At 71.4% G+C, this 21,766-nt stretch carries 18 protein-coding genes; 13 read left to right on the top strand and 5 right to left on the bottom strand.

Going from position 1 to position 21,766, the window contains the following annotated elements; genetic code table 11:
* Positions 1-62: 62 nt before the first annotated feature.
* The 12 genes from ACWGKQ_RS22580 to ACWGKQ_RS22525 all read left to right on the top strand — a co-directional run bounded on the left by ACWGKQ_RS22580 (position 63) and on the right by ACWGKQ_RS22525 (position 16,734).
* Positions 63-1,406, top strand: coding sequence for an ABC transporter substrate-binding protein (locus ACWGKQ_RS22580; RefSeq protein WP_453293738.1), 1,344 nt, complete (start codon positions 63-65; stop codon positions 1,404-1,406).
* A gap of 2 nt (positions 1,407-1,408) precedes the next feature.
* Positions 1,409-2,377: a carbohydrate ABC transporter permease gene (locus tag ACWGKQ_RS22575; protein ID WP_453293737.1), complete on the top strand. Its 969-nt coding sequence runs from the start codon at positions 1,409-1,411 to the stop codon at positions 2,375-2,377.
* Positions 2,378-2,379: 2 nt separating this feature from the next.
* On the top strand, positions 2,380-3,273 hold the full coding sequence (locus ACWGKQ_RS22570) for a carbohydrate ABC transporter permease (RefSeq protein ID WP_453293736.1): 894 nt from the start codon (positions 2,380-2,382) through the stop codon (positions 3,271-3,273).
* 6 nt (positions 3,274-3,279) lie between these two features.
* Complete coding sequence (locus ACWGKQ_RS22565) at positions 3,280-4,548, top strand: 6-phospho-beta-glucosidase (RefSeq protein WP_453293735.1); 1,269 nt, start codon at positions 3,280-3,282, stop codon at positions 4,546-4,548.
* The gene (locus ACWGKQ_RS22560; protein WP_453293734.1) at positions 4,539-5,510 is read left to right on the top strand and encodes an N-acetylglucosamine kinase; all 972 of its coding nucleotides are present in this window, start codon (positions 4,539-4,541) and stop codon (positions 5,508-5,510) included. The genes ACWGKQ_RS22565 and ACWGKQ_RS22560 overlap by 10 nt, the downstream gene beginning before the upstream one ends.
* A 302-nt stretch (positions 5,511-5,812) precedes the next feature.
* Positions 5,813-7,228: a hypothetical protein gene (locus ACWGKQ_RS22555; protein ID WP_453293733.1), complete on the top strand. Its 1,416-nt coding sequence runs from the start codon at positions 5,813-5,815 to the stop codon at positions 7,226-7,228.
* Between the two features lie 14 nt (positions 7,229-7,242).
* On the top strand, positions 7,243-8,283 hold the full coding sequence (locus ACWGKQ_RS22550; protein WP_453293781.1) for a glutamate ABC transporter substrate-binding protein: 1,041 nt from the start codon (positions 7,243-7,245) through the stop codon (positions 8,281-8,283).
* A 47-nt stretch (positions 8,284-8,330) separates the two neighbouring features.
* Positions 8,331-9,656, top strand: coding sequence for a hypothetical protein (locus ACWGKQ_RS22545; protein WP_453293732.1), 1,326 nt, complete (start codon positions 8,331-8,333; stop codon positions 9,654-9,656).
* Positions 9,657-9,658: 2 nt separating this feature from the next.
* Positions 9,659-12,163, top strand: coding sequence for a tetratricopeptide repeat protein (locus ACWGKQ_RS22540; protein WP_453293731.1), 2,505 nt, complete (start codon positions 9,659-9,661; stop codon positions 12,161-12,163).
* Between the two features lie 3 nt (positions 12,164-12,166).
* Complete coding sequence (locus tag ACWGKQ_RS22535) at positions 12,167-13,540, top strand: protein phosphatase 2C domain-containing protein (RefSeq protein WP_453293730.1); 1,374 nt, start codon at positions 12,167-12,169, stop codon at positions 13,538-13,540.
* A 152-nt stretch (positions 13,541-13,692) separates the two neighbouring features.
* Entirely contained in the window at positions 13,693-15,033 is a 1,341-nt protein-coding gene (locus tag ACWGKQ_RS22530) for a vWA domain-containing protein (RefSeq protein WP_453293729.1), read from the top strand.
* A gap of 69 nt (positions 15,034-15,102) precedes the next feature.
* Positions 15,103-16,734, top strand: coding sequence for an FHA domain-containing protein (locus tag ACWGKQ_RS22525; protein ID WP_453293728.1), 1,632 nt, complete (start codon positions 15,103-15,105; stop codon positions 16,732-16,734).
* Positions 16,735-16,824: 90 nt separating this feature from the next.
* On the opposite strand, the gene ACWGKQ_RS22520 is transcribed toward ACWGKQ_RS22525, so the two are convergent.
* Positions 16,825-17,799 carry a methyltransferase domain-containing protein gene (locus ACWGKQ_RS22520; protein ID WP_453293727.1) on the bottom strand — a complete coding sequence of 325 codons (975 nt, stop codon included), beginning with the start codon at positions 17,797-17,799 and terminating at the stop codon, positions 16,825-16,827.
* A 79-nt stretch (positions 17,800-17,878) separates the two neighbouring features.
* Here ACWGKQ_RS22520 and ACWGKQ_RS22515 point away from each other — a divergent pair, with 79 nt between their 5' ends.
* Positions 17,879-18,283 (top strand): globin, encoded by a 405-nt coding sequence (locus ACWGKQ_RS22515; protein WP_453293726.1) that lies wholly within the window; start codon positions 17,879-17,881, stop codon positions 18,281-18,283.
* On the opposite strand, the gene ACWGKQ_RS22510 is transcribed toward ACWGKQ_RS22515, so the two are convergent.
* The 4 genes from ACWGKQ_RS22510 to ettA form a co-directional block, all read right to left on the bottom strand.
* Positions 18,267-18,788 carry a hypothetical protein gene (locus ACWGKQ_RS22510; RefSeq protein WP_453293725.1) on the bottom strand — a complete coding sequence of 174 codons (522 nt, stop codon included), beginning with the start codon at positions 18,786-18,788 and terminating at the stop codon, positions 18,267-18,269. The genes ACWGKQ_RS22515 and ACWGKQ_RS22510 overlap by 17 nt on opposite strands.
* A 119-nt stretch (positions 18,789-18,907) precedes the next feature.
* Positions 18,908-19,588: a hypothetical protein gene (locus ACWGKQ_RS22505; protein ID WP_453293724.1), complete on the bottom strand. Its 681-nt coding sequence runs from the start codon at positions 19,586-19,588 to the stop codon at positions 18,908-18,910.
* On the bottom strand, positions 19,585-19,998 hold the full coding sequence (locus ACWGKQ_RS22500) for an acyl-CoA thioesterase (protein WP_453293723.1): 414 nt from the start codon (positions 19,996-19,998) through the stop codon (positions 19,585-19,587). Before ACWGKQ_RS22500 ends, ACWGKQ_RS22505 begins: the two co-directional genes overlap by 4 nt.
* A 6-nt stretch (positions 19,999-20,004) precedes the next feature.
* Entirely contained in the window at positions 20,005-21,669 is a 1,665-nt protein-coding gene (gene ettA, locus ACWGKQ_RS22495) for an energy-dependent translational throttle protein EttA (RefSeq protein ID WP_089105336.1), read from the bottom strand.
* Positions 21,670-21,766 lie beyond the last annotated feature (97 nt).

Raw genomic sequence — 21,766 nt, 5'->3', positions numbered from 1 at the left:
ACCCCTCAGCTTCCCGCACAGCCGTTCCCTTCCGTCACCGCCCGCCCCCGGGAGATCCCGCCATGCCCATACCCTCTGCTGCCCGAAAGACGGCTTTTGCCCTGACCGCGGCCGCCAGTTCGCTGGCCCTGCTCACCGCCTGTACCGGCCAGTCCTCCTCCGGAGCCGACGACGACGCCTCCGCGAACACCACCATCAACTTCTGGCACGCCTGGAGCGCCCCGAACGAGGTGAAGGCGGTCAACGCGCTGATCGCCGGCTTCGAGAAGGCGCACCCCAACATCCACGTCAACGCCGTCAGCAACATGACCGACGACAAGATCAACCAGGCGCTGCGCAGCGGCGGCGACAAGGCCCCGGACGTCATCTCGTCGTTCACCACGAACAACGTGGGCAAGTTCTGCTCCTCGGGCGCGCTGGTCGACCTGAACCCGTTCTTCAAGAAGTCCGGCATCGACCCGACGACGACGTTCCCGAAGGCGATGAACGAGTACACCCAGTACGACGGCAACCGCTGCTCGGCTCCGCTGCTCGGTGACGCGTACGGCCTCTACTACAACAAGACGGCGTTCAAGAAGGCCGGCATCACCAGCCCGCCGAAGACATGGACCGAATTCCAGGCGGACGCCAAGAAACTGACGATCACCCAGGGCGACAGCTACAAGCAGCTCGGTTTCATGCCGGACTACCACGGCTGGGAGACCACGACCGAGCACTACGAGGCGCAGTTCTCGCCCACCTACTTCACGGCCGACGGAAAGTCGAACGTCGCCAAGGACCCCGCTTTCACCGAGGCGTTCACGCTCCAGAAGAACCTCGTCGACGAACTCGGCGGATTCCAGAAGCTGGAGAAGTACCGGGCGACGCTGGGCGACGAGTGGGGCGACAAGCACCCCTTCCAGACCGGCCAGGTCGCCATGCAGCTCGACGGTGAATGGCGGCTGGGCATGGCGCTCGCCACCAAGCCGAAGTTCGACATCGGCGTCGCCCCGCTGCCGGTGCCGGACGACCAGGTCGCGCAGTACGGCAAGGGCTACATCACCGGCACGATCGCCGGTATCGCCGCGAACAGCAAGAAGCAGAACGCTGCCTGGGAGTTCGTCAAGTACATCACCACGGACACGGACGCGGTGGTGGGCTTCTCCAACGCCATCCACAACGTGCCGTCCACGCTCGCCGCCCTGAAGTCGCCGAAGCTGACGTACGACCCGCGGTTCAAGACCTTCCTGGACATCGCCGCCAACCCGAACTCCACGACGTCTCCCGCCTCCATCAACGGCGGTGTGTACCTGGCGACGATCCAGAACTTCGGATACGACTACGAGAGCGGCAAGGTCAAGGACCTCAAGTCCGGTCTGGAGGCCACGGCCAAGCAGATCGACACCGACATCGCGCAGGCGAAGTAGCGATGAGCACCATCACGTCGGCGTCGCAGCGCCGCCCGTCCGGCCTCGCTGCGAAGCAGCGGAAACAGGCACTGCGCACGGTCGCTTTCATGTCGCCCTGGCTGATCGGTTTCGCGGTGTTCTTCGCGTACCCGCTGATCTCCACGGTCTATTTCTCCTTCATGCACTACGACGGCTTCAAACCGCCGACGTGGTCCGGCACGAAGAACTGGACGTACGTCTTCGAGCACTACCCGTACTTCTGGCCCGCGCTGCGCAACACCCTGTGGCTGGTGGTCGTGATGGTGTCGCTCCGGGTCGTCTTCGGACTCGGCGTCGGCATGCTCATCACGAAGATCAAGACGGGTACGGGGGTCTTCCGCACCCTCTTCTACCTGCCCTACCTGGCCCCGCCGGTCGCGGCGACCATGGCCTTCGCGTTCCTCCTCAACCCCGGTACCGGGCCGGTCAACTCGATCCTGGAGAAGGTCGGCATCCCGGCCCCGGGCTGGTTCAACGACCCCACCTGGTCCAAGCCGGCCCTGACCCTGCTGGCCCTGTGGGGCGTCGGCGACCTGATGGTCATCTTCATGGCCGCGCTGCTCGACGTACCGACGGAGCAGTACGAGGCGGCGGAGCTGGACGGCGCGTCCGCCTGGCAGCGGTTCCGGTTCGTCACGCTCCCGAACATCTCGCCGATCGTGATGTTCGCGGTCGTCACGGGTGTCATCCAGACGATGCAGTACTACACACAGCCGCTCATCGCCGGAAAGGTCGCCTCGGGCGTGATCCAGGGCGCGGGGACGCAGTTCGAACCCGGCTATCCGGAGAAGTCGACGCTCACCCTTCCCCAGCTCGTCTACAACCTCGGCTTCCAGCGCTTCGACTACGGCTCCGCGTGTGTCGTCGCCCTCGTCCTCTTCGTCCTGTCCATGGTGTTCACCGCGTTCCTGATGCGGCGCCGGGGCGGTCTCATCCAGGCAGGTGACTGACGATGACCCAGGTACTCGACCGGCCCGCGCAGTTGCGGGCCCCCGTGTCGGACGCCGAACGCACCGCCCGCCGCAAGGCGTTGCTCAACTGGGTGGCGGTGCACTCCCTCGGCGTCGCCGCCGCCCTGTTCTTCACCCTCCCCTTCGTGTTCGTGTTCCTGACCTCGCTGATGAGCGACAGCCAGGCACTGAGCCGGGACCTGATCCCGCACACCTGGGAGTGGAGCAACTACCGGAAGGTGTTCGACACGCCGGGCTTCCTGACCTGGTGGAAGAACACCCTGCTCTACGCGGGCCTCGGCACCGTCCTGACCGTCGTGTCGTCCATCCCGGTGGCGTACGCGCTCGCCAAGTTCCGCTTCCGCGGCCGCAATCTCTCGCTCATGCTGGTGATCTCGATGATGATGCTGCCGCCGCAGGTGGTCATCATCCCGATGTACCTCTTCTGGGCGAAGCAGCTGGACCTCTCCGGCACCCTGTGGCCGCTGATCGTGCCGATGGCGTTCGGCGACGCGTTCTCCATCTTCCTGCTGCGCCAGTTCCTGATGACGATCCCGAACGAGTACCTGGACGCGGCGAGGGTGGACGGCTGCGGGGACCTCAGGACCCTGCTCAGGGTGGTGATCCCGATGGCGAGGCCCGGCATCGCCGCCGTCGCCCTCTTCCAGTTCTTCTACGCCTGGAACGACTACTTCGGCCCCCAGATCTACGCCTCGGAGAACCCGGGCGCCTGGACCCTCTCCTACGGCCTGGAGTCGTTCAAGGGCATGCACCACACCGACTGGAACCTGACCATGGCCGCGACCGTGCTCGTCATGGCCCCCGTGATCCTCGTCTTCTTCTTCGCCCAGAAGGCGTTCGTCGAGGGCGTCACGCTCACCGGAGTGAAGGGTTAACCACGTATGAAACTCACTGTGGTCGGCGGAGGCTCGACCTACACCCCCGAACTCATCGACGGTTTCGCCCGCCTGCGGGACACCCTGCCCATCGAGGAACTCGTCCTGGTCGACCCGGCCGCCGAACGCCTGGAGCTGGTGGGCGGACTGGCCCGCCGGATCTTCGCCAGGCAGGGCCACGGCGGCCGGATCGTCACCACCTCGGACCTGGACGCGGGCGTCGAGGGCGCCGACGCGGTGCTGCTCCAGCTGCGCGTCGGCGGCCAGGCGGCCAGGCAGCAGGACGAGACCTGGCCGCTGGAGTGCGGCTGCATCGGCCAGGAGACCACCGGCGCCGGCGGCCTGGCCAAGGCCCTGCGCACCGTGCCCGTCGTCCTGGACATCGCCGAACGCGTCCGCGGCACCAACCCGAACGCCTGGATCATCGACTTCACCAACCCGGTGGGGATCGTGACCCGCGCGCTGCTCCAGGCCGGTCACAAGGCGGTCGGGCTGTGCAACGTGGCGATCGGCTTCCAGCGGAAGTTCGCGAACCTGCTGGGGGTCACGCCGTCCGACATCCACCTGGACCACCTCGGCCTCAACCACCTCACCTGGGAGACGGCGGTCCGCCTCGGCGGCCCCGAGGGCGAGAACGTCCTGCCCAAGCTGCTCGGCGAGCACGGCGACACGATCGCCGCCGACCTGAAGCTGCCGCCGGCGCTCCTCGACCGGCTGGGCGGCGTCATCCCGTCCTACTACCTGCGCTACTACTACGCGCACGACGAGGTGGTACGGGAACTGCGCACCAAGCCGTCCCGGGCGGCCGAAGTGGCCGCGATGGAGAAGCAGTTGCTGGAGATGTACGGCGACCCGGCCCTGGACGAGAAGCCGGAGCTGCTCGCCAGGCGGGGCGGCGCCTACTACTCGGAGGCGGCGGTCGACCTGGCCGCGGCCCTGCTCGGCGGCGCCGGGAACCCCTACCAGGTGGTGAACACGTACAACGGCGGCACCCTGCCCTTCCTCCCCGACGACGCGGTCATCGAGGTCCAGGCGGCGGTGGGCGCGAACGGCCCGGTGCCGCTGCCCGTCCCGGACGTCGACCCGCTCTTCGCCGGGCTCGTCGCGAACGTGACGGCGTATGAGGACCTGGCCCTGGAGGCGGCCCTGCGCGGCGGCCGGGACCGCGTCTTCCGGGCGCTGCTCGCCCATCCCCTGGTCGGCCAGTACGAGTACGCCGACGCCCTGACCGACCGACTGATCGCGCACAACCGGGAGCACCTCGCGTGGGCCTGACCGCAAGTGTCCTCGCCATCGACGCGGGCAACAGCAAGACCGACGTCGCGGTGGTGGCGGCGGACGGCGAGGTCCTCGCCACGGCCCGGGCCGGCGGTTTCCGGCCGCCGGTGGTGGGCGTGGAGCAGGCCGTGGACGAGGTGGCCGCGGCGGTCGCCGAGGCGTACGGCGCCGCCGGGGTCACCTCGGCCGCCCACGTCTCGGCGTGCCTGGCCAACGCCGACTTCCCCTTCGAGGAGGAGCAGTTGGCCGCCGCGCTGGCCACGCGCGCGTGGGGGACGACGGTGGCGGTCCGCAACGACACCTTCGCGATCCTGCGGGCCGGTGTCACCGAGCCGCGCGGGGTCGCCGTCGTGTGCGGCGCCGGCATCAACTGCGTCGGCATGCGCCCCGACGGCCGTACCGCCCGCTTCCCCGCCCTCGGCCGGGTCTCCGGTGACTGGGGCGGCGGCTGGGGGCTGGCGGAGGAGGCCCTGTGGCACGCGGCCCGCGCGGAGGACGGCCGCGGGGAGCACACCGCCCTGGCCCGCACCCTCCCGGCGCACTTCGGGTACGGCAGCATGCTCGCCCTGATCGAGGCCCTGCACCGGGAGGAGGTCGAGCCCGCCCGCCGGCACGAGTTGACGCCGGTGCTGTTCGCGACGGCGGCCGACGGCGACCCGGTGGCCCGGGCGGTCGTGGACCGGCTGGCGCAGGAGGTGGTGACCATGGCCGTGGTCGCGCTGACCCGCCTGGAACTGCTGGACGAGGAGACGCCGGTGCTGCTGGGGGGCGGGGTGCTGGCGGGTGGGCATCCGCAGCTGGACGACGGGGTGCGGGAGTTGCTGGCCGCGCGGGCGCCGAAGGCGGTACCGAGCGTGGTGACGGCGCGGCCGGTGCTGGGGGCGGCGTTGCTGGGGCTGGACGCGGTGGGGGCGGGGGTGTCGGTGCAGGAGAGGGTGCGGCGGTACTTCGAAGGGTGACGGTGGGTGGGGGCTGGGGCGGGCGCCCACCCGTGCCGCCCTGCGGCACGCCTGCCCGCAGCTATGCAGCTGACGCGACTGCAGCGCCCCGTAAGGGGCGCGGGGAACTGCGCGACCAGCCCCCACGCACCCGCGCCCCGTGACGCGCCCTCACCACCCCTCCGGAACCGAACCGATTCCCCCGGCGTATTCATGGGCAGGGGTTCCGCTGCGATCCGATCAAGATCCAGTGAAGGCCGGTGCCGAATGTCAGTCCGGGCGGCGATACTGGGCGGCGACCGGATGACCATGGGGGAGGTCAAGTGACACACCCGCCGACGAAGAGCGCGGCACCGCCAGGAGCAGGCACCGCCCTGCCCGCGCAGCGGACCGGCTCTCCCGCGCCCGAGGCGACGCCCCCGCGTCGCCGTTCCGCGTTCGCGGAGGGCGTCGAGCAGGTGCGCGCCGCCGCCACCACCGAGCCCGGCCGGCTCCGGCTCATCGGCGCCGTCCTGGCCGTGCTGATCGTCGCGTTCGGCGCCGTCACCGCCTGGCAGATGAGCGAGCGCGCGGCCGCCGCGGACGACGTGCTGCACCGCAGCCAGCCGCTCAGTTCGGGCGCGGCCGACATCTACCGTTACCTGGCGGACGCCAACACCGCGGCCTCCAGCGGCTTTCTGGCGGGCGGTCAGGAGACGGCGGCCTCCCGCCAGACGTACGAGAGCGACATCCAGAAGGCCGCCGCCGGGCTGGTCAACGCCGCCGCCAACTCCGAGCCCGGCTCGCCCGCCGAGAAGGCCGTGGCGAAGCTGAACCAACTGCTCCCGGAGTACAAGGGGCTCGTCGAGCGGGCCAGGGTCTACAACCGGCAGGGCTACCCGGTCGGCGGCGCCTACCTGCGGTACGCCAACGACAAGATGCAGGACGAGATGCTCCCGGCGGCCCAGGAGCTCTACGAGAAGGAGAACGCGCGGCTGTCGTCCGACTACTCGGACGCGACCCCGTACCCGTGGGCGGCCATCGTCCTCGGCCTCCTCGCGCTCGCCGCGCTCGCCTGGGCCCAGCTGCGCCACTACCGCCGGACGAACCGGCTGCTGAACCACGGCCTGGTCGCGGCCTCGGCGGCCACCGTCGTCACCCTGCTGTGGCTGGTCGTCGGCCACAGCGTCGCCCGCGCCGGCCTGAACGACTCCTACGACCACGGTGTCCGCTCGCTGAACGTGCTGCACGACGCCCGGATCGCCTCCCTGAAGGCGCGCGGGAACGAGAACCTGAGCCTGGTGTCGCGCGGCGCCGAGACCGTCACGGTCGACAACAAGTCGTACGACAAGTACTACTACGACTTCGACACGGACATGACCGCCCTCGGCAAGGGCCTCACCCAGGCCGCGAAACTCGCGGACGACTCGGCCGGCAGCAAGCCGGTCGTGGCGGCCGAGGGGAACATGAAGGTGTGGAAGGAACGGCACGCCGACGCACGCGACGCGGACGAGAACGGCGACTACCAGACGGCGCTGGACAAGGTGATAGGCACCAAGGACGCGACCGCCGAGTGCTTCGACAGCGTCGACGACAACCTGAGAATCGCGTTGGCCCATGAGGACGGCGAGTTCAGGGCGCACGCCACCGACGGGCTGGACGCCATGGCCGGGCTGCCGATCGGCGCTGCCATGCTGGGGGTCGCGGCGGCGGCGGGCGCGCTGTTCGGCATCGGGCGCAGGCTTTCGGAGTACCGGTGAGAGGGGGCGTGGCGATGTTCGTGCGGCGGATGAGGGCCTCCCTGCGCGGCTGGGGCGGAGTGGGTGCGATGGCGGTCGGCTGCGCGCTGGCGCTGGCGTTCGTCCTGCTGCTGCCGCTCACCCAGTCCCGTGGTGAGAGCGGCCGGGGCGAGGGGCTCGGCGGCCCGGGGCTGGCGACCGGCAGCGCGGCGAGGGCCGACGACTGCACCGACTCCCAGGCGCAGAACGAGACCTGGTCGCCGTCGGGCGCGGACGGGTCCACCATCGACGCCATCAAGGCCCGTACCGGCGCCAAGCGGAAGCTGATCGTCGGCGTCGACCAGAACAGCTACCGCTGGGGCTACCGCAACCCGAACAACTCGGATGCGGAGCTGGAGGGTTTCGACATCGACCTGGTGCACCGGATCGCCCAGGACATCCTCGGCGACCCGAACGCGGTGCAGTTCAAGGCGATTCCGACGAGCCAGCGGATACCGGCGATCCAGGACGGCCGCGTCGACATGGTGGTGCGCACGATGACCATCAACTGCGACCGGCTGAAGGACGTCGCGTTCTCCGCGCCGTACTTCAAGACCGGGCAGCAGGTCCTCGCCCCCAAGTCGTCGTCGATCACCGGCTACAACGCCACGCTGGCGCACAAGAAGATCTGCACGGCGGCCGGTTCGACGGCGTACGCCAAGCTGGACGCCGACCGGAAGTCCGGGAAGCTGGTGGCCTCGGCGGACATCTCCACCACCGTCCCCAACCAACTCGACTGCCTGGTGCGGCTGCAGCTCGGGGAGGTCGACGCGGTGGTCACCGACGGGGCGCTGGCCGCCAGCCAGGCCGCCCAGGACCCGACGGTCGAGCTGAAGGGTGCCCCGTTCACCACCGAGTACTACGGCGTGGCGATGAAGAAGGACGCGACCGATCTGGTACGCCGGGTCAACCAGATCCTGGTGGAGTACCGGGCGGACGGCTGGCAGGCGTCGTACGACAAGTGGCTGTCGGCGACACTGGGAGGGGACTCGGCGGCGTCGAAGCCGGCCGCGCCGCAGTACCTGCGCAGCAGCTGACCCGCATCCGCGAGGCCCAGCCCCGACGAACAAGCGAGAGGTGATCGATGGGCGTCACGGACCCCGCCGGGCCGGTGATGGACCGGGACGAGGTGGACCGTGCGCTGGCGCGGCTCGGCGCGGAGCACGAGGCGATCGAGACCTCGCTGCTCGCCCTTCAGGACCACGCGGGCCGCAGGCTCCTCGAAGGCGCCGAGCTGACCGGGACGACCCGGGAGCGGTGGGCGGCCGCGGACGCGTCGATCACCCTGCTGTGGGCCTACTTCGACGCCTACACGGACGCGCTGCGCTCCGCCCGGGAGATCAGGGCCCGGCGCCGCTGGTCCAGCCGTGAGGACCTGGTGGAGCTGACCGAGCTGCTGCGCGGGGAGTCCGTGACGGTGGCGGGCAGCGCGACCGCGACGGCGAACGCGCCGACCCTGCTGTCCGCGGCCGGCCGGCTCAGCGAGCGGTTCTCGCTGGCGGCCCTGGTCGACCGGATGAACGAGCTGTACGCGACCTCGCTGGACATGGTCGTCACCGCCGACGCGGTGTGGTCGGCGCTGCCCGCGCGGATCGATTTACTCGCCGCGGAGCTGCAACGCACCCGCAAGCTGGCGCACTCCGTCGGCGTGCGCCCCGGCGAGCACCCGGCGGGCGACGACCTGGAGCGGATCACCCGGACGCTGACGAAGCTGCGTGCGGACGTCGTGTCGGACCCGCTGACCTTCTGGGCTCCCGCGCAGGGGAGCTCGGCGCCGGGCGGCGGCCGTCCCGACACCACGGTGTACGACCGCGAGGCGCGGGCGCTGGAGGACGTACGGCGGGAGATCGACGCCGTGCTGACGGTACGGCAGGACGCCGAGGCCCGGCTGATCAAGCTGCGGGACGTGCTGTCCCGCGCGGACCGCACCCTCGCCGAGGCGCGCACCGCGCGCGGTGAGGTGCTGGCGAAGATCGCGGCGACCGAGGTACCGGTGGTCAGCGGCCCGCCGACCGCGTTGCAGGAGCAGCTGTCGACGGCCGCCGAGTACCGCAGACAGGCCCAGTGGCACCGCCTGTCGCCGCTGCTGGAATCACTGGAGCAGAAGGCGGACGACGAACTGCTGCGCGCCCGCGAGTCGTTGACGGCGGTCACCGCGCCGCTCGCGGTGCGCGCGGAGCTGCGCGGCCGGCTGGACGCGTACAAGGCGAAGGTGGCCCGGCACGGGCTGGCGGAGGACCGGTTCCTGACCGAGCGGTACGACGCGGCCCGGCGAATGCTGTGGAGCGCGCCCTGCGATCTCAGGGTCGCGGAACAGGCGGTGCTGCGCTACCAGCAGGCGGCCGCCGAGGCGCTGGGGGCGCCGCGGGTGCCGCAGCAGAGCGGGCCCGAGGACCGGAGGGGAGAGTAGTCGTGAGTCAGGCGGGAGAGACCTGCCAGCGGCCGGGCTGTGAGGGTTCCTACGAGGACGTGGGCGACGGCGAGCTGTACTGCGACACCTGCGGTCTGGCGCCGGTCGTCTCGGCGAGCGGGATGGTCGGCTCGCCGCCCACCGGGATCACGGCCGGCGGCAGGGGCTCGACGGGCAGCGGGAGTTCGCGCTCCAGCAGCCGCAGTTCGGGTACCTCGTCGCAGTCGTCGAAGTCGCGGCGCTCGGTCTCCGGGCGGCTGTCGCGGTCCGTGTCGGGCAAGTCGACGGGCCGTTCGGTGTCGGTGCGCAGCTCCGGTTCGTCGACGAGTGCGTCCGGGCGCAGCCGGCTGGGCGCGGGCCTGGTCACGGTGCCGCAGGTGCCGAAGCCGGACCCGCGCGCGATGGTCCTGGAGAACCCGGAGGTACCGGAGCGGAAGCGGTTCTGCTCGCGGTCGGACTGCGGGGCGCCGGTGGGCCGGGCCCGCGGGGAGCGGCCGGGCCGGACCGAGGGGTTCTGCACCAAGTGCGGCAACCCGTATTCGTTCGTGCCCAAGCTCAAGGGCGGCGACGTGGTGCACGGCCAGTACGAGGTCGTGGGCTGCATCGCGCACGGCGGCCTGGGCTGGATCTACCTGGCCGTGGACCGGGCCGTGTCCGACCGCTGGGTGGTGCTCAAGGGCCTGCTGGACACCGGCGACCAGGACGCGATGGACGCCGCGATCTCCGAGCGGCGGTTCCTCGCGGAGATCGAGCACTCCAACATCGTGCGGATCTACAACTTCGTCGAGCACCTCGACCAGCGCACCGGCTCCCTCGACGGCTACATCGTCATGGAGTACGTCGGCGGCAAGTCCCTCAAGGAGATCGCCAACGACCGGCGTACCCCGGAGGGCCGCCGGGACCCGCTGCCGGTGGAGCAGGCGTGCGCGTACGGCATCGAGGCTCTTGAGGCCCTCGGGCACCTGCACAGCCGCAATCTCCTCTACTGCGACTTCAAGGTCGACAACGCCATCCAGACCGAGGACCAGCTCAAGCTGATCGACATGGGCGCGGTGCGCCGGATGGACGACGAGGAGTCGGCCATCTACGGCACGGTCGGCTACCAGGCGCCCGAGGTCGCCGAGGTCGGCCCGTCCGTCGCCTCCGACCTGTACACGGTCGGCCGTACCCTCGCCGTCCTCACCTTCGACTTCCAGGGCTACACGACCGTCTTCGTGGACTCGCTGCCCGACCCGGACAACATCGAGGTCTTCCGGCAGTACGAGTCCTTCTACCGGCTGCTGGTCCGGGCCACCGACCCCGACCCGGCCCGCCGCTTCGCCTCCGCGCAGGAGATGGCCGAGCAGCTGACCGGGGTGCTGCGCGAGGTCGTGTCGGTGCAGTCCGGCATGGCGCGGCCCGCGCTGTCGACGCTGTTCGGGCCCGAGGTGAAGGTCACGGACACCGAGCTGTTCCCGAAGCTGGACGGGGACGTGTCCCGGCTGGGGGCGCGGGCGGTGGCGTCCAGGACGCTCGCGCTGGACCCGTCGGGCGCGGCGCCGGACCCGGCCGACCCGGCCCTGGTCAGGCCCATCGCCACCGCGGCCGCCGCGCTCGCCCTGCCGGCCCCGCTGGTCGACCAGAGCGACCCGAACGCCGGGTTCCTGGCAGGCCTGTCGACCTCGCTGGTGGGCGAGGTCAGCCTGCTCAGCGCGCTGGCCGCGGCACCGACGCAGACGGTCGAGACCGAGCTGCGGCAGATCCGCGCGCGGCTGGAGAACGGCGACTTCGAGGCCGCGCTGGTGGGCCTCGGCCGGCTGGAGGACGAGCGGCCGGACGACTGGCGGGTGGTCTGGTACCGGGGCGTGGCCGCCCTGGTCACCGGCGACTTCGAGGGCGCCGCGCTGTCCTTCGACGCGATCTACGACGCGTTCCCGGGCGAGACCGCGCCGAAGCTGGCGCTCGGCCTGTGCGCGGAGGTGCTCGGCCAGCTGGACAACGCGGCCGAGTACTACCGGCTGGTGTGGGCGACCGACCCGGGCTTCGTCAGCTCCGCGTTCGGTCTGGCCCGGGTGCAGCTGGCGGCCGGGGAGCGGCGGGGTGCCGTACGGACGCTGGAGTCGGTGCCGGAGGCCTCGATCCACTACACGGCGGCCCGGGTGGCGGCCGTACGGGCGCGGCTGCGGCACCGGACCGCGGCGGCCGACGACACGCCGTTCCTGGACGATCTGACGGCCGCCGCCGGGCAGATCGAGGCGCTGGACGCGTACGGTCTGGATCCGGCCCGGCGTGAGCAGTTGTCGGCGGAAGTCCTCGGTTGCGCGCTGGACTGGATACTCTCCGGAGGCCAGGACTCCCAGCCTGCCGTCGGCGGCCGGGTGCTGCTCGGCAGCGGTCTGGACGAGCGGGGCCTCCGCTTCGGCCTGGAACGCTCGTACCGCACGCTGGCCAGACTGGCGACCGGCGGTGAGGAGAGGATCGACCTGGTGGAACGGGCCAACCGTTACCGCCCCCGGACGTGGGTGTAGTTGATGTCGCAGATGCCCCAGCAGGTTGCACCGGCGAAGTGCCCGAGCTGCGCGGAGCCGCTCGAATCGGGTGACCTGTTCTGCGGTGCGTGCGGGTACGACCTGTCGGCCGTGCCCGCCGCGCCGCCGGACCACCCGACCCTCACCATGGGCGCCGCCGGTGTGGGATCCTCGGGCGTGGACTGGCCCCCGCCCGAGCCGGAGAGCTCCGGTACGCCCGCGGCACCGCACCTGCCGACCGACCTGCCCGGCACCGACTCGGGCGGCAGCTCGCTGCCGGTGTCGCCGCCCCCGCACGGTTCCCCGGACTCCCCGGCGCCGCACGGTTCGCCGGTGTCGCCGGCCTCGGGGGTGCGGTTCGACCGGCCTCCGGAGCCGGACGAGTACCCGCTCCAGGCGCCGGACCCGCGGGTGGCCGCCTCCGCCGCGGAGACCACCGGGTCGGCCGAGACCACCGAGCTGCCGAAGGTGTGCGTGGCCTGCCGCGCGGGCCGGGTCGACGACGACGGCTACTGCGAGAACTGCGGGCACGCCCAGCCCCGCGAACGCGACCACATGGAGCAGGAGTCGGGCCCGGTGGCCGCCGTCAGCGACCGCGGGCTGCGCCACCACCGCAACGAGGACGCGTTCGCCGTCGGCCACACCACGCTGCCCGACGGCACCCCGGCCTCGCTGGCGGTCGTCTGCGACGGCGTCTCCTCGGCGACCCGCCCCGACGAGGCCTCCATGGCCGCCTCCCGGGCCGCGATCGAGGCGCTGCTGGCCGCGCTGGAGCAGGGCACTCACCCGCAGCAGGCGATGCACGACGCGATCGTCGCCGCCTCCCAGGCCGTCAACGCCCTCGCGGAGGAGCCCCCGTCGGCCCGTGAGCACACCCCGCACCAGAACGCCCCGGCGTGCACGATCGTCGGTTCGATCGTGGCCTCGGGCCTGCTGGTGGTCGGCTGGGTGGGCGACAGCCGCGTCTACTGGGTGCCGGTGGACCGGAGCGCACCGGCGGTCCGGCTCACCGAGGACGACTCCTGGGCCGCGCAGATGGTCGCCGCGGGTCTGATGAGCGAGGCGGAGGCGTACGCCGACGAGCGCGCCCACGCGATCACCGGCTGGCTCGGCGCGGACGCCTACGAGCTGGAGCCGCACACCGCGTCCTTCAAGCCGGACCGGTCCGGTGTGGTGGTGGTGTGCACCGACGGCCTGTGGAACTACGCGGAGACGGCCGAGGAGATGTCCGAGATCGTCCCCGCGGACGCGGACCGGCGGCCGCTGCACGCGGCCCGGGTACTGGTCGGCCACGCCCTGGACGGTGGGGGCCACGACAACGTAACAGTGGCGCTGCTGCCGTTCCCGGAACCGCCGCAGGGGGCAGGATCCGCCTGAGGCCGCCGCAAAACGGCCGCAAACGGGGAAGAGCAACGGGGAAGAGACGTACAGGGACGCGTCGCACGGGGCAGTAACGGCGGACCGGAGGGGACCGGTCCGCACACCGTCAGCACCCACCACGCGTGGGGTGGAGGGGGACCAGAGCAGTCATGGCCAATTTCTCGAAGTCGAACGTGCCACAGTTCTCGGTGGACGTGTACCAGAACGAGTACCTGCCGGACGGCGGCCGCGAGGTCAACGCGATCGTCACGGTGACGGCGACCGGCGGCGGCACCGTCGGGACCGCGGTCGGGGCGTCGTACGCCCCCGGGCAGGGCCCCTCCGCCGGGGTGGCGATCATGGTCGACTGCTCGGGCTCGATGGACTACCCGCCCACCAAGATGCGCAACGCCCGGGACGCCACGGCGGCCGCGATCGACACCCTGCGCGACGGCACCCACTTCGCGGTGATCGGCGGTACGCACGTCGCCAAGGAGGTCTACCCGGGCGGCGGGCGGCTCGCGGTGGCCGACCGCACCACCCGGGAGCAGGCCAAGCAGGCGCTGCGCCGGCTGAGCGCGGGCGGCGGTACGGCGATCGGCACCTGGCTCCGGCTCGCCGACCGGCTGCTGTCCTCCGCGGACGTCACCATCCGGCACGGCATCCTGCTCACCGACGGCCGCAACGAGCACGAGGCGCCGGAGGACCTGAAGGCCGCCCTGGACTCCTGTGCCGGACGGTTCACCTGTGACGCCCGGGGTGTGGGCACCGACTGGGAAGTGAAAGAAGTCACAGGGATCGCCTCCGCGCTCCTCGGCACCTCCGACATAGTCGCCGACCCCACCGGTCTGGCCGCCGACTTCACGCAGATGATGGAGACGGCGATGGGCAAGGAGGTCGCGGACGTCGCGCTGCGGCTGTGGACCCCGGTCGGCACGACCATCAAGTTCGTCAAGCAAGTGGCGCCCACGGTCGAGGCGTTGACCGACCGGCGCACCGAGGCGGGGCCGCGCGCCGGGGACTACCCGACCGGCTCCTGGGGCGACGAGTCCCGCGACTACCACGTCTGCGTGGAGGTCCCCACGGCCGGCCTCGGCCAGGAAATGCTCGCCGCGCGCGTCTCGTTGGTCGTCCCGCAGCCCGACGGCAGCGTCCAGAACCTGGGCGCGCAGGGCCTGGTCAGGGCGGTGTGGACGGACGACATGGTCGCCTCCACCTCCATCAACCCCCAAGTCGCCCACTACACAGGTCAGGCCGAACTGGCACAAGCCATCCAACAGGGGCTGGATCTCCGCAAAGCGGGCGATATGGATGGGGCAACGGCCAAACTGGGTCGGGCCGTTCAGTTGGCAAGCGCTTCCGGGAACGCGGATACTGCGAAACTGCTTGCGAAGGTGGTGGACGTGGTCGACGCCACGACAGGTACTGTGCGACTGAAGGCGAAGGTCGAGGAGGCCGACGAGATGACTCTCGAGACACGGTCCACAAAGACTGTTCGTGTAAAGAAGTGACCTGACAGTCCCACACGCAGGACCATCCAGACAGGCTCAGGACGAACCTGACAGAGAGGGAAGCCCGCCATGCCGACCTGCCCGAACGGACACCAGTCGGGTTCCGACGACTGGTGCGAGGTGTGCGGTCACCGCATGGCCGGTGCCGTACCTCCGCCGCCCCCGCCGACCGCCGGCGGCTACGGCTTCCCGCCGCCCGCGCCCGGCGCCCCGGCCGGTGGCCCGATGGCGGGCGGCCCGATGGGCGGCGGCCGCCATCTGTCCGCCGTGCCGAACGGACCCGAGCCGGAGCTGTGCCCGCAGTGCCGTACGCCCCGTGAGGGCGGTGCGCCGTTCTGCGAGGAGTGCCGCTGGAACTTCCTGACCAACACGGCCACCTCGTACACCCCGGCGGCCCCGCGGCCGCCGGCGGGCGGTCAGGCCGCGCCCACCTTCCGGCCGCCGGCCCCGCCGACGTTCGGCGGCGGCGACTCGTACGAGTACCAGGGCTCGCGCCCCTCGCAGATGAACCGCCCGGCCGAGCCGATCCCGTCCTTCGGCAGCGAGCCCTCGGGCCCGACGCCGTTCGCGGGCGAGCGCGGCGGCGGCCCGTCGGCGTTCGGCGGCGACCCGTCGGCATACGGCGGCGACCGGGGCCAGTCCGGCCCGCCCGGTCAGCCCGGGTTCGGCGGTGACCGCGGCCAGTCCGGTCCCCCCGGTCAGCCGGGCTTCGGTGCGGGTGACCGCGGCCAGTCCGGCCCGCCTGCGTTCGGTGGCGGTGACCGCGGCCAGTCGGGTCCCCCCGGTCAGCCCGGGTTCGGCGGCGACCGCGGCCAGTCCGGTCCCCCGCCCTTCGGCGGTGAGCGCGGTCCCTCGGCGCCGCCTCCGCAGTTCGGCGGCGCCCCCGGCCAGAACGCCGGCGGTCCGCCGTCCGCGTTCGGCGCCCCGCCCGGTGCCGGCCAGCCCTCCGGCCCCTACACCCGCGATCCCTCCGGCGCCCCCGGCGCCGGGCCCTTCGGCGGCTCGGACCCGTCCCGGCCGCCGGTTCCGCCGCCGCCCGGCGGCCCCGGTGCGACCACCGGTGGCGCCCCCGGGGCCTTCCAGCAGTCGGCCCCGCCCGCGCCGCCCGGCTTCCCGCAGGAGACCAGGCCGCCGGCCGGCGGTCCGTCCTTCGGCGGCGCTGACGACGACTGGGTGATCTCCCCTCCGGGCCCCGCGGGTCCCGGAGGGGGCCGTCCGGGCGGCTACGGCTACCCGCAGCCCGGCGCCACGCAGGGCCCGCCCGCCCCCGCCTTCCCGCAGGCCCCGCGGGGTCCGGCGACCTGGACGGCGACGATCGGTCCGGACCGCGAGTACTTCATGGCGATGATGCAGCGCTCGGGCCCGGAGGCGGCCGGCCTCAACCTGCCCGCGTACTCCCCGGAGCAGCAGCGCACGCTCACCGGCAACCAGGTCACCATCGGCCGCCGCCGGCACTCCACCGGCGACACCCCCGACATCGACCTGTCGGTACCGCCGGAGGACCCGGGCGTCTCGCACCAGCACGCGGTCCTGGTCCAGCAGCCGGACGGCAACTGGGCGGTCGTCGACCAGAACTCGACGAACGGCACCACGGTGAACGGCGGCGAGGAGCCGATCCAGCCGTTCGTCCCGGTACCGCTGCAGGACGGCGACCGGGTTCATGTCGGGGCCTGGACGACGATCACTGTCCGACGAGGCTGAGCCTGTAGCACCCCGTAAGGGCGCGGGGCCGCATTGACTTGCGGCTCCGCCGCGTGGGCGCGGGCAACCGCATTCGGCCTTCTGCCGAAGTCAGACCGGGAGCGGCCAGACACACGGCCCCTCCCGGTCGTCCAGCCACACCCACTCCCCGTCCTTCTCGACGCTCACCCCGAACCGCTCCCGTCCGGGCATCCCCTCCCGCGCCCACACCTCATAGGCCTCCCGCGGACCGAGCACCCCCTGGGTCAGCTCGGCGAAGAACTGGAACAGCTCGTCCCCCAGAGCCCCGGGCGGCACCCCACCCGCATCCCCCGCCACCCGCGCCCTCGCCACGCCCCGCAACGGCACGAAGAACGCCGCCGACGGCAGAAACCTCCCCTCGGCACACCCACCCCGCACGGTCAGCGAAAGCAACCCGGTGGCCGCCGGCGTGAGGATCCGCGCACCCTCCGCGCACTGCGCGACCCACGCCCGCGGCACGCTCGGCAGCGCACACGTCGCGATGATCCGGTCGAACGGCGCCCGCTCCGGCACCCCCCGCGCCCCGTCCCCCGTGACCACGGCCGGCCGGTACCCCGCCGCGGCCAGGTGCCGTCGCGCGGACTCGCTGATCTCCGGCTCCACGTCGACGGTGGTGACGAGGTCGTCGTCGCCCAGCCGGTGCGCCAGCAGCGCCGCGTTGTACCCGGTCCCCGCACCGATCTCAAGGACCCGGTCGCCGTCCGCGACCCCCAGCGCGACCAGCATCCGCGCCATCAGCGAGGGCTGGCTGCTGGAGGACAGCAGTTCGCCGTCGCGCAGCCGGGTGGCCAGCGGTACGTCCTCGTAGGCGCCCCGCACCCACCGTTCCCGGGCCGCCGGATCCGGGCTCTCGCCCCACCGGCGCTCGTAGCCGCGCGCCCCGGCGACGTAGTAGTAGGGCACGAACAGATGCCGGGGCACCTGCGCGAACGCCTCCCGCCATGCCGGCTGCGCCGCCCAGACCCCCTCGGCGTCGATCTTCCGCACCAGCGCGGCCCGGGCCGCGGCGGCGAGCCCCTCGGTCTCGCTGTCGTAGCCGCCCATGTCTCCACCCTAGGTGCGTGCCCCTGCCCGGGGTCCTAAGCCTTGAGTCCTGGGTCACCCCGTCTGAGACCATGTACGAGTGAGAGAGATCCGGCGCGGCACGCTTCAGGAGAAGACCTTCTACGAGCAGGTCGGCGGGGAGGAGACCTTCCGCCGCCTGGTCCACCGTTTCTACCAGGGCGTCGCCGAGGATCCGATCCTCAAGCCGATGTACCCGGAGGAGGACCTGGGACCGGCCGAGGAACGGCTCACCCTGTTCCTCATCCAGTACTGGGGCGGCCCCACGACGTACAGCGACAACCGCGGCCACCCGCGGCTGCGGATGCGGCACGCGCCGTTCGCCGTGGACCGGGCGGCGCATGACGCCTGGTTGCAGCACATGCGGGTGGCCGTGGACGAGCTCGGCCTCTCCGAGGAGCACCGCGAGCAGCTCTGGAACTACCTCACCTACGCGGCCGCGTCGATGGTCAACACACCCGACTGACCGCCGGCCGGACTTCCCGGTCTTCGGCGGGCGGCGGTTCAGGGGTGTGGATGACGGGCTCCGCACCACCGGCGGCGGTGGAGGTGGCGAGGTCCGGACTGATCTCGAACCTGATGTTCGGCATGCTCACACCGGTGCCGCCGTAGGTGACGTTCTCGCCGGTCTGGAAGACGTGGAAGCCGACCTGATGCAGCTTCAGGACCGGGTCGCCGTAGAAGTCGACCTCGTTGCCGAAGTGGACGGCCTCACCGGGCGTGCTGAGCGAGGTGGACTTGTCCGCCACCTCGATCCCGAGGCCGCCGTGGCCGTAGGGCGGCCGGCCCGAGCCGTCCAGTACGCCGAACGAGCCGAACGGGCCGTCGCGCAGCGCGGCGACGGGAGAGCCGTCTCCGTCGGTGACGGCGGAGGCCGTTCCCGGTACGGCCGAGGCGGCGACGATCGCGGCCGGCGCCGTGAGCGCGCCCCCGAGCGCCGTTCTCCGTTCCAGTCCGAAGCGAGTCCCCACACTGGCACCTTTCGTGGTCGGAACACGCCACGGTAGATACTCTCCGTAACGAAACCACCACGACGCACCAGTCATATGTGCCGATTAATCCCCATGGTGGACCCGTGCTGGAGCAGCGCTCAGCGGACGCTGACGTCCAGGGCTCCGAGTCCCGCCCGTCGTACGGCGATCGACCCGAACGGCGTCCGCAGCCGCAGCCACGCCCCCGCCGAGAGCAGCACGGCCTCGTCGCCCGGCTCGGCGCCCGGCCGCAGGAAACCCAGTGACTGTGCCGCGTGCACGGCCCGGACCGGCAGCCGGGTGCCGCCGACCGTCCGGGACCAGATGTCCCGTCCGATCCGGTCGAGTTCGGCCCGGGTACGACCGTCCGGGGCCAACTCCTCGGTACGGGACCGGAACTCGCCGACCGCGGCGGCGACCATGGCCCGCAGTTCCCGGGGCGCGAGCAGCCCCGGCTCGGCCCGCCAGCCGCCCCGGGGCGGCAGCACCCCGGCCCACGGCGGCCCGGTCACCGCCCCCGGCACGGCGGCGGTGGCGGCCTGCTCGTCCACCGCCTCCAGCAGCTCCCCCGCCGACACGGTCACGTCGAGGGTGACGTCCAGCCCGTCCTCGTACGGCTTGGCGAGCCGCACCGCGCGGATCGCCAGCACCTCGAAGGACGGCGGCCGCCCGAAGACGGCGAGTGCGGTACCGGCCGCCTGCAACCGCACGGCGGCCGAGCGGTCGTAGCGCAGCAGCCTGGAGAGGAAGGCCGCGAGATCCGCCGCCTCCCCGTCGTCAGCGAGGTGGAGCACCGTCATGCGGCGACGGCCTCCTCCTTGTCGTCGTCGCGGTACTCCGAGAGGAAGTCCCGCTCCTCGGCGGTGATCCGGCGCGGCCGGCCCGTCTCGAAGTCGAAGGGCACGACCACCGTCGAGGCCTGCACGTAGACCAGGTCGTCGTCCTTCACCTCGTAGGTGATGGTGAAGGACGCGGCCCTGACCTCGGTGATCCACAGCTCGATGTCGACCGGGTGGTGCCGGTGGACGAGCTGCCGCTTGTAGTCGATCTCGTGGCGCGCCACCACGGACCCCTGCTTGAAATCCTTGTCCGGGCGGAACAGGAAGTCGATCCGGGCCTCTTCCAGGTAGCGGATGAAGACCGCGTTGTTGACATGGCCGTACGCGTCCATGTCGGACCAGCGCAGGGGGCAGCGGTAGAGATGGCGCAAGATCGATCAGCCCCGGGTCAGCTTCTTGTAGGTGGCACGGTGCGGGCGCGCGGCGTCCGCACCGAGCCGCTCGATCTTGTTCTTCTCGTACGACTCGAAGTTGCCCTCGAACCAGAACCACTTGGACTCGCCCTCGTAGGCGAGGATGTGGGTGGCGACCCGGTCGAGGAACCAGCGGTCGTGGGAGACGACCACGGCCGCGCCGGGGAACTCCAGGAGCGCGTTCTCGAGGCTGCTGAGGGTCTCGACGTCGAGGTCGTTGGTCGGCTCGTCGAGGAGCAGCAGGTTGCCGCCCTGCTTGAGGGTGAGGGCCAGGTTCAGCCGGTTGCGCTCACCGCCGGAGAGGACGCCGGCGGGCTTCTGCTGGTCGGGCCCCTTGAAGCCGAAGGCGGAGACGTAGGCCCGGGACGGCATCTCGACCTGTCCGACGTTGATGTAGTCGAGCTCGTCGGAGACGACCGCCCACAGCGTCTTCTTGGGGTCGATGTTGGCTCGGCTCTGGTCGACGTACGAGATCTTGACGGTCTCGCCGACCTTGATGTCGCCGGAGTCCGGGGTCTCGAGGCCCTGGATCATCTTGAAGAGGGTGGTCTTGCCCGCGCCGTTCGGACCGATGACGCCGACGATGCCGTTACGCGGCAGCGTGAAGCTCAGGTCGTCGATGAGGACCTTGTCGCCGAAGCCCTTGGTGAGGTTGGTGACCTCGACGACGATGCTGCCGAGCCGCGGGCCCGGCGGGATCTGGATCTCCTCGAAGTCCAGCTTCCGCATCTTGTCGGCCTCGGCGGCCATCTCCTCGTAGCGGGCGAGACGCGCCTTGGACTTGGCCTGACGCCCCTTGGCGTTGGACCGCACCCACTCCAGCTCTTCCTTGAGCCGCTTCTGCCGCTTGGCGTCCTTCTGCCCCTCGACCTTGAGACGGGTCGTCTTGGTCTCCAGGTACTTGGAGTAGTTGCCCTCGTAGCCGTGGAGGCGGCCGCGGTCGACCTCGCAGATCCAGCCGGCCACGTTGTCCAGGAAGTACCGGTCGTGGGTGACGGCGACGATGGTGCCGTCGTACTTGGCGAGGTGCTGCTCCAGCCAGTTCACCGACTCGGCGTCGAGGTGGTTGGTGGGCTCGTCGAGGAGCAGCAGGTCAGGGGCCTCCAGCAGCAGCTTGCACAGCGCCACACGCCGCTTCTCACCACCGGAGAGGGTGGTGACGGGCCAGTCGCCGGGCGGGCACCCGAGGGCGTCCATGGCCTGCTCCAGCTGGGCGTCGAGGTCCCACGCGTTGGCGTGGTCGAGCTCCTCCTGGAGCTTGCCCATCTCGTCGAGCAGCGCGTCGGAGTAGTCCGTGGCCATCAGCTCGGCGATCTCGTTGAACCGGTCGAGCTTGCCCTTGACCTCGGCGACACCTTCCTGGACGTTCTCCAGGACGGTCTTGTCCTCGTTGAGCGGCGGCTCCTGGAGCAGGATGCCGACGGTGTATCCCGGCGAGAGGAAGGCATCGCCGTTGGACGGCTGGTCAAGCCCCGCCATGATCTTCAGAATGGTCGACTTACCGGCTCCGTTCGGGCCGACCACACCGATCTTCGCGCCGGGCAGGAAGTTCAGCGAAACGTCGTCAAGGATCACCTTGTCGCCGATTGCCTTGCGCGTCTTGCGCATGGTGTAGATGTACTCAGCCAAGAGAAACCGTCCGGCAGCTTGAAATCTGGCAGTGGGCAGATACACCCCATCTTGCCTGACGTCCAGCCTCGGGTGTTAACCCGTTTGGTGCGGGGGC

It is taken from the genome of Streptomyces sp. NPDC054770 (genome assembly GCF_053611985.1).
This window is presented reverse-complemented; position numbering and strand designations above follow the sequence as displayed.